Annotated in this window: 13 protein-coding genes; all 13 read right to left on the bottom strand. The window is 69.6% G+C overall.

The genetic code is table 11. The annotated features are described in order from the left end of the window. Positions 1-4 precede the first annotated feature (4 nt). Positions 5-2,089 (bottom strand): flagellar biosynthesis protein FlhA, encoded by a 2,085-nt coding sequence (gene flhA, locus H958_RS0101690; protein WP_028057391.1) that lies wholly within the window; start codon positions 2,087-2,089, stop codon positions 5-7. After that, the gene (flhB, locus tag H958_RS0101685) at positions 2,086-3,153 is read right to left on the bottom strand and encodes a flagellar biosynthesis protein FlhB (protein ID WP_037408808.1); all 1,068 of its coding nucleotides are present in this window, start codon (positions 3,151-3,153) and stop codon (positions 2,086-2,088) included. Before flhB ends, flhA begins: the two co-directional genes overlap by 4 nt. Further along, a complete protein-coding gene (locus tag H958_RS0101680; protein ID WP_028057389.1) occupies positions 3,153-3,950 on the bottom strand; it encodes a flagellar biosynthetic protein FliR in 798 nt (265 codons plus the stop codon). Before H958_RS0101680 ends, flhB begins: the two co-directional genes overlap by 1 nt. Beyond that, entirely contained in the window at positions 3,947-4,216 is a 270-nt protein-coding gene (gene fliQ / locus H958_RS0101675; protein ID WP_028057388.1) for a flagellar biosynthesis protein FliQ, read from the bottom strand. Before fliQ ends, H958_RS0101680 begins: the two co-directional genes overlap by 4 nt. Continuing rightward, positions 4,213-4,851, bottom strand: a complete 639-nt coding sequence (gene fliP / locus H958_RS0101670; RefSeq protein WP_028057387.1) for a flagellar type III secretion system pore protein FliP — start codon at positions 4,849-4,851, stop codon at positions 4,213-4,215. The genes fliQ and fliP overlap by 4 nt, the downstream gene beginning before the upstream one ends. Next, complete coding sequence (locus tag H958_RS42580) at positions 4,848-5,360, bottom strand: FliO/MopB family protein (RefSeq protein ID WP_051323682.1); 513 nt, start codon at positions 5,358-5,360, stop codon at positions 4,848-4,850. Before H958_RS42580 ends, fliP begins: the two co-directional genes overlap by 4 nt. A 117-nt stretch (positions 5,361-5,477) precedes the next feature. After that, positions 5,478-6,311: a YihY/virulence factor BrkB family protein gene (locus H958_RS0101660; protein ID WP_028057386.1), complete on the bottom strand. Its 834-nt coding sequence runs from the start codon at positions 6,309-6,311 to the stop codon at positions 5,478-5,480. Between the two features lie 30 nt (positions 6,312-6,341). Further along, the gene (fliN, locus tag H958_RS34235) at positions 6,342-6,695 is read right to left on the bottom strand and encodes a flagellar motor switch protein FliN (RefSeq protein WP_028057385.1); all 354 of its coding nucleotides are present in this window, start codon (positions 6,693-6,695) and stop codon (positions 6,342-6,344) included. 2 nt (positions 6,696-6,697) lie between these two features. After that, complete coding sequence (locus H958_RS0101650) at positions 6,698-7,141, bottom strand: flagellar basal body-associated FliL family protein (protein ID WP_028057384.1); 444 nt, start codon at positions 7,139-7,141, stop codon at positions 6,698-6,700. 28 nt (positions 7,142-7,169) lie between these two features. Further along, entirely contained in the window at positions 7,170-8,000 is an 831-nt protein-coding gene (locus H958_RS0101645) for a flagellar motor protein MotB (RefSeq protein ID WP_028057383.1), read from the bottom strand. Between the two features lie 2 nt (positions 8,001-8,002). Further along, positions 8,003-8,806 (bottom strand): flagellar motor protein, encoded by an 804-nt coding sequence (locus tag H958_RS0101640; RefSeq protein ID WP_028057382.1) that lies wholly within the window; start codon positions 8,804-8,806, stop codon positions 8,003-8,005. Next, positions 8,803-9,078, bottom strand: a complete 276-nt coding sequence (locus H958_RS34230; protein WP_081685502.1) for a flagellar FlbD family protein — start codon at positions 9,076-9,078, stop codon at positions 8,803-8,805. Before H958_RS34230 ends, H958_RS0101640 begins: the two co-directional genes overlap by 4 nt. 213 nt (positions 9,079-9,291) lie before the next feature. Continuing rightward, positions 9,292-10,125 carry a flagellar hook-basal body complex protein gene (locus tag H958_RS0101630; RefSeq protein WP_196807160.1) on the bottom strand — a complete coding sequence of 278 codons (834 nt, stop codon included), beginning with the start codon at positions 10,123-10,125 and terminating at the stop codon, positions 9,292-9,294. Between the last annotated feature and the right edge of the window lie 26 nt (positions 10,126-10,151).

The raw sequence follows: 10,151 nt of genomic DNA, 5'->3' as shown, positions 1-10,151 counted from the left end.
AGGGTCAGGCAACGGGCACGGCGGAGCCCAGGACGGCGACGGTCTCCACGCCGACGCCGGGCGCCACCTCGTTGTAGGAGCAGACGGCGAGCTGCGGGAGCCGCTGCTCGACCAGGCGGCGCAGGTGCCGGCGCACGCGCGCCGAGCACAGCAGCACCGGGCGCCCGCCCTGCGCGAGCGAGTGCTCGACCTGCACGGCGCACGCCTGCACGAGGCCTTGCGCGCGCGCCGGGTCGATCGCCAGGAACTCGCCGTCGGCGGTCTGCACGAGCGCCTCGGCCAGCTCCTGCTCGAACGCGGGGTCGAGCGCGATCGCGTGCAGGGTCGCGTCGGCGTCGAGGTACGGCGCGACGATCGTGCGCCCGAGCGCCTGGCGCGCGTACTCGGCCAGCATCGCGGGGTCGCGCGTGAGCCGCGCCTTGTCGCCGACCGCCTCGATTACGGCGCCGAGGTCGCGGATCGAGACGTTCTCGCGCAGCAGCGCCTGCAGCACGCGCTGGATCTCGCCGAGCGACAGCACGTCCGGCACGACCTCGTCGACGACCGCCGCGTTGACCTCCTTGAGCTTGTCCAGCAGCTGGCGCGTCTCCTGACGGGTCAGCAGCTCAGAGGCGTTGGCGCGGATCGTCTCGGTCAGGTGGGTGATGACGACCGACTCGGGGTCCACGACGGTCCAGCCGAGCGCCTCGGCCTCGGCGCGGTTGCCCTCCGGGATCCAGACCGCGGGCAGGCCGAAGGCGGGCTCCGTGGTGGCGATCCCCGGCAGCTGTCCCATGGCGTCGCCCGGGTCCATGGCCAGATGATGCCCCGCCATGATGCCGCCGCGCGCAACTTCTGTGCCGCGCACGCGCATCACGTACTCGTGCGAGTCCAGCTGGACGTCGTCGCGGATGCGCACGGGCGGGATGACCATGCCGAGCTCGGACGCGATCTGGCGGCGGATCGTGCCGACGCGGCCGAGCAGCGTGCCGCCCGCGCCCTGGTCCACCAGCGGGACCAGGCCGAAGCCGATCGCCAGCTCGAGCGGGTCCAGCGCCAGCGCCTCGAGCGCCGCGTCGCGCGGGGCGGGGAGCTGCTCGGGGGTCGCGGCGGCCGCCGCCAGCGCCTTCTCCTGCTCCTCGCGCTCGGCGCGCGTGGGCTCGTTCTTGAGCGCGTATCCGACCGCGATCAACAGCGCGCCGACGAGGAAGAACGGGATCTTCGGCAGGCCGGGGACGAGGCCGAAGACGCAGACGACGACGCCCGCCACGAGCGGCGCGCGGCGCTGCTCGAGGATCTGGCCGGTGACGGTCGTACCGAGGTCGGAGTTGTCGCCGGAGCGCGTGACCAGGATGCCGGTCGCGACCGAGATCAGGAGCGCCGGGATCTGCGCGCACAGGCCATCGCCGACCGACAGCAGCGAGAAGTGCTGGCCGGCCTCGGAGAACGCCATCTTCTGCTGCACGACGCCGATCACGATGCCGCCGAGCAGGTTGATGCCGGTGATCAGGATGCCGGCCATCGCGTCGCCCTTGACGAACTTCGAGGCGCCGTCCATCGCGCCGAAGAAGTCGGCCTCGCGCGAGATCTCCGCGCGGCGGCGCTTGGCCTCCTCGTCGGTGATCAGGCCCGTGTTGAGGTCGGCGTCGATCGCCATCTGCTTGCCGGGCATGGCGTCGAGGGTGAAGCGCGCGCCCACCTCGGCGACGCGGCCGGCGCCGTTGGTGATGACCGTCAGCTGGATCACGATCAGGATCAGGAAGATCACGAGGCCGACGATCACGTTGCCGCCGACGACGAAGTTGCCGAACGCCTCGACGACGTGCCCGGCGTCGCCGTGCAGCAGGATCAGGCGCGTCACCGAGATGTTGATCGCGAGCCGGAACAGCGTCGTCAGCAGCAGCAGGCTCGGGAACGACGAGAAGTCCAGCGCCCGCGGGACGTAGAGCGTCGCGACGACGATCATCAGCGCGGTCGCGATGTTGATCGTGATGAAGAAGTCCAGCAGCGCCGACGGCAGCGGGATGATCATCATCGCCACGACGAGCACGACGGCCCCGGCGGCGGCGAGGTCGGCGTGCCTGCCGGCACGCTTCAGGAACCCGTTCATGCGACGGCAGTCCTTCTCGCGCCGGCGACGCGGTAGACGTAGGCGAGCAGCTGGGCGACGGCGTGGAAGAGGTCCTCGGGGATCATCTTCCCGATGTCGACGGTGGCGTAGAGCGTGCGGGCGAGCGGCGGGTCGGGCACGATGGCGACGTCGGCATCGCGGGCCAGCTCCCGGATCCGCAGCGCCAGGCTGTCGACGCCCTTGGCGACGACCACCGGCGCGGGATGGCCGGCGTCGTACTTGAGCGCGACCGAGAAGTGCGTCGGGTTGACGACCACGACGTCGGCGGTCGGGACGGCGTCCATCATGCGCTGGGCGGCGAGCTCGAAGGCCTTGCGGCGGCGGGCGTTCCTGACCTCCGCCGGCATCTCGGTCTGCTTGTGCTCGTCCTTGACCTCCTGCTTGTCCATCTTCAGCGACTTCTCGAAGCGCCAGCGCTGGTAGAAGACGTCGGCGGCGCCGATCGCGAGGTAGATCAGGGCGGCGCGCTGGGCGATCGAGAAGATCTCCTTGGCCAGCATCGCCAGCAGGTCGGAGCCGGGCGTGCCGACCATCGAGCCGAGCGTGTCGAGCTTCGGCAGCAGCGTCAGCGCGACGATCGCGCCGACCAGGCCGACCTTGAGCAGGTTCTTCAGCAGCTCGACGAGCGAGTTGGGCGACACCAGCTGCTTGGCACCGCTGATCGGGTTGAGCTTCTTGAAGTCGGGGCGGATCGCCTTGCGCGCCGGCTTGAAGCCGACCTGCACGACGTTGATCGCGACGCCCGCGAGCAGGCACACGAGCACGACGGGCGCGGCGGCGAAGCCGATCTGCTGCCCGGCGTAGACGAACAGCGAGCCGATGCCGCGCCGGTCGACGACCTCGGGGTTGGTCGTCATCGAGAGGAGGGTGACCGTCGCGTCCTCCATGCGCCCGAGCATCTTCGACCCGAACGCCGACAGCGCGAGCAGCGCGGCCAGCAGCACGACCGCGCCGTTGAGGTCCGTCGAGCGTGCGACCTGGCCCTTCTCCTGCGCCTTGCCGCGCTTCTTGGGTGTTGCCTTCTCGGTCTTCTCGCCGGCCATCAGGCGACCTTCAGCGAATGCAGCGCGGCGGACACGGACTGCTGGAGCTGATCGCCGACCCAGCCGGCGACGAACGGAAGCGACGCGGCCATGACGGTCAGCCCGACGGCGATCTTGGCGGGAAAGCCGATCGAGAACACGTTCAGCGACGGCACGACGCGCGTGACGACGCCGAGGGCGGCGTCGGTGAGGATCACGGCGAGCAGCACCGGCGCCGCGACCATCAGCGCCGCCGGCAGGATGCCCGAGAACGCCACCTGCACGCCCTGCGTCGCCGTGGCGATGCTCGGCGACGCCAGCAGCGGCACGACGTCGTAGGTGCGCGCGAGCCCCTGGATCACCCAGCTGTCGCCGCCGATCGCGACGAACACGGCGATCGCCAGCATCGAGTACAGGTTCGAGAGCAGCGAGGAGTTGTTGCCGCTGACCGGGTCCACGAGCGAGCCGAACGAGAAGCCGATGATCGTGTCCGCCAGCGAGCCGGCGGTCGCCAGCGCGGCCGTCAGCGCCGCCAGCACGAGCGCGAAGACGACGCCGACGAGCACCTCCTTGAGCATCAGGGCCGCGAACGGCAGCGCGTCGAGGTCGATGTGGTGCCTGGTGCCCGCGTGCGCGGCGATCGGCCAGATCCCGACCGCGAGCGCGACGGCGATGATCGTCTTGGCGCGCGCCGGGATCAGCTTGTTGGAGAAGAGCGGCGCGAGCAGGAAGAGCGGCGAGATCCGGCCGAGCACGAGCAGGAAGCCGGCGACCTGCTGCTCGGAGAACTGCGCGAGGATCTCGTTGACGTCGATCATCCGATCAGGCTCGGGATCTGCTCGTAGAGCTGCTGCGTGTAGGTCACGATCTGGCCGAGCATCCACGGGCCGGCGATCAGCACGACGGCGACGACGCCGATCACCTTCGGGATGAACGACAGCGTCTGCTCCTGGATCTGCGTGACGGCCTGGAAGATCGACACGGCGAGGCCGACGACCAGCGCGGCCAGCAGCAGCGGCATCGCGATCTTCAGCGCCACGGACATCGCGTCCACGACGAGGCTGACGACGGTGTCCTGGTTCATGTGTGGAAGGACTGGACGAGGGACTGCGTGACCAGGTTCCAGCCGTCCACGAGGACGAACAGCAGGATCTTGAACGGCAGCGAGATGAAGATCGGCGGGAGCATCATCATCCCCATCGACATCAGCGTCGAGCTGATGACCAGGTCGATGATCAGGAACGGCAGGAAGATCAGGAAGCCGATCTGGAACGCCGTCTTGAGCTCGGAGATCGTGAACGCGGGGATCAGCACCTGCGTCGGGATGTCCGCGCGCGTCTTGACGTTCTTGATCTTCGCGAGCTTGACGAACAGGGCCAGGTCCTTCTCGCGCGTCTGGTCGAACATGAACTCGCGCATCGGCTCCTCGGCGCGCTTGAGCGCGACCGTCTGGGTGATCGCGCCGCGCTGGAGCGGGTCGTAGGCGTCCTTCTTGATCTTCGTCAGCGTCGGGCTCATGACGAACAGCGTCAGGAAGAACGCGATGCCGACGAGCACCTGGTTCGGCGGCGCCGTCGGCGTGCCGAGGCCGGTGCGGATGAAGCCGAGGACGATCAGGATGCGCGAGAAGCCGGTGACCGTGAAGAGCAGCGCCGGGACCAGCGAGATGCCGCCGACCAGCAGCAGCAGCTGGACGGCGTTGGAGGAGTCGGTCTTCACTTCACGACCGTCCGCGAGCGCAGCTTGTCCAGCAGAGACCCGGTGAGCGCCGGCTCGGCGACGATCTCGATCGTCTCGTGCTCGATCAGGCCGAGCTCGAGCGCCTGCTGCTCGGTGTAGGTGCGGATCGGCGTCACGCCGGCCTCGCCGGAGCCGAGCAGCACGATCTCCTGCCCGGCGCGCACCAGGTGCAGCGTCCGGTTGGTGCCGAGCGGCAGCGTCGCGAGCGTCTCGAGCCCGCTGCCGGCGGGGGCGCCGGACTTGGACGCCTTGACCTGCTTGAGCACCCAGGTGAGGCCGTAGATGACGCCGATCACGACCGCGAGGCCGACGATCGTGCGCACGATCGAGCCGCCGCCCGGTCCGCCGGCCGACGACGCTGCCTTGCCGGTGTCGGCGGGAAGGTTGAGCGGGGTGTTCTCGCCGTCGGCCGCGAACGCGGCGGGGGCGGTCAGCAGGCAGCCGAGGACGGCCGCGCCAAGGGGGCGGAGGAAGGCGGGGAAGCTCATCAATACCGAGGGGGATCGAGCCTGGATCGGGCTCACGCTCCCTATCGGCCCGGCGCTCGCGGTCCTTGAGCCGCGGGCTACATCAGGTCCAGACCCCAATCCCGCGCTCGGTGCCGGTCACGCGTCAGCTCCCTCGGACCGCACCCGGTCGAAGCGGAGCTCGTTGACCACGGCCCCGGAGAGCACGATCAGCGCCAGCACGTAGAACCAGACGAGCGCGATCAGCACGAAGACCGCCGACGTGCCCACGCGCAGCGTCGAGATGTTGGTCAGGTAGAGCGGGAAGGCCCAGTCGACCACGCCGGTCGCGACCGTCGCGCCGAGCGCGCCCGGCCACACGCTGCCCCACGGGATCGCGCCCTTGGGGACGAGCGCGTACGTGAGGCACAGGGCGGCGAACAGCACCACGAACGCCGCCGCGATCGAGGCCCAGTAGACGAGCCCGTTCACGTCGTTCAAGCCGAACGGGAGGTCCTTCGCGCTCGAGGCCAGCAGCGACTGCAGCGTCGGCACCGCGACGCTCGCGACGATGAACGTCAGCGTCACGAGCAGCATCCCGAAGCCGAACACCTTCTGGTGCACCCACGAACGGCACGGCAGCGCGTAGATGCGGCAGAACGCCGTGTCCAGCGCGCCCCAGAACGACGCGCCGACCCAGAGCGAGGAGACGACGGCGACGATCCCGACGGTGGTCGAGGTCTCCTGCAGGCGCTTGACGCCGTCCACCAGCGTGCTCTCGGCCGCCGTGGGGAAGATCGTGCGCGCGTCGTTGATCACGGAGTCGGCCACCTCCGGCGAGCGCAGCACGCGGCCGGCGACGAACAGCGCGATCAGCGCGAGCGGGAAGATCGAGAGGATCAACTGGTACGCGACCATCGACGCGAGGCCGGTCAAGTTGTCCTCGTAGGCCTTGCGCCAGAAGGCGCCGACGGCGCCGCGGACGTGCGTCACACGGCCCCGTATACCTGGTCGGTCGGCCGTCTAGGCGTCAGCCTGGTCGCTCCCGCGCCTGGGCGCGAGCACCTCGGTGACCCGCAGGCCGAACTCCTCGTCGATCACGACGACCTCGCCGCGCGCGATCGGCTTGCCATTGACGAGCAGGTCGACGGGCTCGCCGGCGAGCCGGTCGAGCGTCACGATCGAGCCGGGGCCGAGCGCGAGCGCCTCGCGGATCGTCATCTGCGTGCGGCCGATCTCGACCGCGAGCTCGACGGGCACGTCGTGCAGGCGCTCGAGCTCCTCCGCGGACACGGGTCCACCCTCCCGCGGGGACGCCGGCTCGACCGGGCCGGCGGTGGTGGTCTCGAAGGGGGCGTAATCGACGGGCTCGGCCATGGCTATTGCACCGTGACGTCGGTGAACAGGACGTCCTCGACCTTCACATCGGTGTGCTTCTTGAGGTCCTTGAGGATCTCGTCCTTGACCTTGACGCGGCCGTCGCGGTCGATCAGGTCGGAGTCCTTGATGTCGGTCAGGTCGTCGGTGATGACGTCGCGCACGACGGCCTCCTGGTTCATCGAGCCGAAGCCGTCCGGCACCTTCGTCGTCGCCTCGTGGCCGCTGACGGCGGTCGAGGTGTCGTCATGCGCGAGCACGAGCGCCACGGTCAGCTTCGCGAAGCGGCCGTCGGCGAGGTTCACGAGGAACTCCTTGCCGAGGATGTAGACGGTGCCGTCGACCTTCGGCTTGGCCTCGGCCGACTTCGGCTTGGCCAGCACGAACTTGTAGACGCCGCCGAGCGCGGCGAGGGCGACGATGACTGGGATCAGCTTCTTGACCATGGGTTTCAGTGCGCCTCGAGTGCGCGGATCACTCCGGGTTGTGGATGCGGGCGAGGACGACCTCGACCCGCCGGTTCTTGGACCGGCCCGCCGCGGTCGAGTTGCTCACGAGCGGCTCCTTGTCGGCGAGGCCGCGCGTGGAGAGCCTGCGCTCGAGCACGCCGTTGGCGATGAAGTCGTCGACCACGGCCGCGGCGCGATCGCCGGACAGGCCGAAGTTGGAGCCGTAGCGGGCCGTGTGGATCGGCTGGGAGTCCGTGTGGCCCTCGACGTCGATCGGATGCGTCCGCTCGTCGCGGATGACGACGGCGATCTTGTCGAGCAGCTTGCGCGCCTGTGGCTTGATGACCGCCTGGCCGGAGTCGAAGAAGACCTTGTCGGTCAGCAGCTGGATGATCAGGCCGCGCCGGCGGATCGTGACCGTCACGCGCCCCTGCAGGCCCTGCTTGGCGGCGAGCTCGTCGATGCGGCGCTTGAGCCTGCGGAAGTCCTCCTGCTCGACGGCCGCCTTGGCCTGCTCCTGCTTGATCTGCTCCGGGGTGAGCGACTCCGCCTTGGCGACCGCGTTGAGCGGCTGCAGCGACGCGAGCGGCGGCTCGGCCGCGGCCTCCTTGGGCTGCTCGTCGGAGCCGGTCTGCATGATCGCCTTGCCGCCGGAGAGCACGCGACCCGAGAACGCGTCCTGGAGCGCCTTCTGCAGCGCCTCGAACTTGGACGTGTTCACGGACGAGATCGAGAACAGGACCATGAAGAGCGCGAACAGCAGCGTCATCATGTCGGCGAACGAGACGAGCCAGCGCTCGCTCTCGTCGTGCTCGACCTCGTGGTCCTCGTGACCACGGCGGCGGTGCCGGGCCATGGCTAGGCGGCCGCCTTCGCGCCGGCGGCGGCGCCGGCCGGCTCGCCTTCGGCGGCGCGCATGGCGGGCGGGACGAAGGTGACGAGCTTCTCCTGGACCACGCGCGGGTTGTCGCCGGCCTGGATCGACAGGATGCCCTCGACGATCAGCGCGCGGGCGTGCAGCTCCTCCTCGGAGAGCTGCTTCAGCCGCGCGGCGATCGGCAGGTAGATCACGTTGGCGGACGCGACGCCGATCAGCGTCGCGATGAACGCGGCGGAGATCGACGGGCCGAGCGTCTCGGGCGCCTCGAGGTTGCCGAGCACGTGGATGAGGCCGAAGACCGTGCCGATGATGCCCATCGTCGGCGAGTAGCCGCCGGCCTTCTCGAACGGCTGGCGCGAGGCGGCGTGGCGCTTCTTCATCGCGGAGTTCTCGGCGTCGAGGATGTCGGCGACGAGGTCCGGGTCGGTGCCGTCGACCACCAGCTGCAGGCCCTTGCGGGTGAAGGGGTCCTCGATCGAGCCGGTCTGCTCGTCGAGTGCCAGCAGCCCGTCGCGGCGGGCGGACTCGGCATAGCCGACGAGCTCGGAGACCTTCGCGTTGAGGTCGGGCGCGTCGGCGTTGAACGCCTTCATGTAGAGCTTCGGGATCAGCTTGATCGAGTTGAAGCTCGTGCCCGCGATCGTCGCGCCGAGCGTCCCCCCGAGCACGATCAGCATCGCGGACGGGTTGAGGATCGCGAAGACGTTGGAGCCCTCCATCGTCGCGCCCAGGAACAGGCCCAGGATGCCGATGGCGAGGCCGATGGCGGTGGAGGCCTTCATCGCTTCGGCTCCTCGACGGGCGCATCCGCGCCCCTGACGATCGACAGCGGGACGTCGCTGCGGCGCTTGACGTGCGGGAGGCCGGCGGCGATGACCGACGACCTCCATTCGCGCACGGCGGCGACGACGTCCTCGGGCGAGTCGGCCACGAGGACCTTGGTGTGCGTGGTCAGGGTCACGATGGTGTCAGGGGTCGCCTCAACCGTCACGATCAGATCGGGGTTGAGGTAGAAGGCCTCAGCCTTGCTGCCGAGGCGGCGCAGACGGATCACATCCGGGTGATCGGCATCTGTTCGATTCGCTTAAGCGCGAAGGCCCGCTAGTGCGGGCCTTCGTACGGGCGCATCAGGGCTCTCGGGCTCCGGGCTCTCGGGCTCGGGCTCTCAGGCTCCGGGAGAACGGGTTTCGTCCTCCGGTCGTCCTCCCGTCGTGGGCGCGTCTTCGCGCGCCGGCACCGGCGGGAGTCCGACCTCCGGACGACGTTACTAGCGCTTGAGGTTCACCAATTCCTCGAGCATCGAGTCGGCAGTGCTGATGACGCGCGAGTTGGCCTGGAAGCCGCGCTGGGCGGTGATCATGTTCGTGAACGTCTGCGCGAGGTCCACGTTGGACATCTCGACGGAGCCGGCGATGGTCGTGCCCGCGCCGCCCTGGCCCGGCATGCTCTCGGTCTTCGGGCCGGAGTTGGCCGACGTGATCCACGTGTTGCCGCCCTGGCGCTCCAGCCCGGCCGCGTTGGAGAACGTGGCGAGCGTGAGGCGGTACGGGGTGACGCGCGCGTTGGTCGCCGGATCGACGTAGGAGACGCCGCCGGCCTGGTCGATCGCCACGCCGGTCGCGCCCTGCGGGATCTGGATCGCGACCGTGGTCGCCGGCGTCGCCGTCGGCTGCGCGTAGCCGAGGACGTAGCTGCCCTCCTGCGTCGTCAGGAAGCCCTGGGAGCTGACGGTGAAGTTGCCCGCGCGGGTGTAGGCGGTGGGCGCGATCGGCGTGGAGGGGCCCGTCGGGGTGCCCTCGCCGATCTCGAAGAAGCCGTCGCCCTGGATGTAGCAGTCGAGCGGGTTGCCCGTGGTCTGCATCGAGCCGGCGGTCATCAGGTTGTCGACCGAGCCGAGGCCGACGCCGAGCCCGACCTGCGCGGCGTTGGAGCCGCCGTTGTTCGTCGTCGGGCCCGCCGCGCCGCGCTGGAGCTGCGTCAGCGAGTCCTGGAAGGTCACGCGCGCGGACTTGTAGCCGATCGTGTTGACGTTGGCGATGTCATTGGCGGTGACGTCGAGCATCACCTGGTGCTGCTTGAGGCCGCTGATCGCGGCGAACATGCCTCGCATCATGGGGCATCTGCTCC

The sequence above is a fragment of the Candidatus Solirubrobacter pratensis genome, assembly GCF_000425945.1.
GTDB lineage: Bacteria > Actinomycetota > Thermoleophilia > Solirubrobacterales > Solirubrobacteraceae > Solirubrobacter > Solirubrobacter pratensis.
The sequence above is the reverse complement of the archived record's forward strand: the minus strand, read 5'-3'. Positions and strand labels throughout refer to the sequence as shown.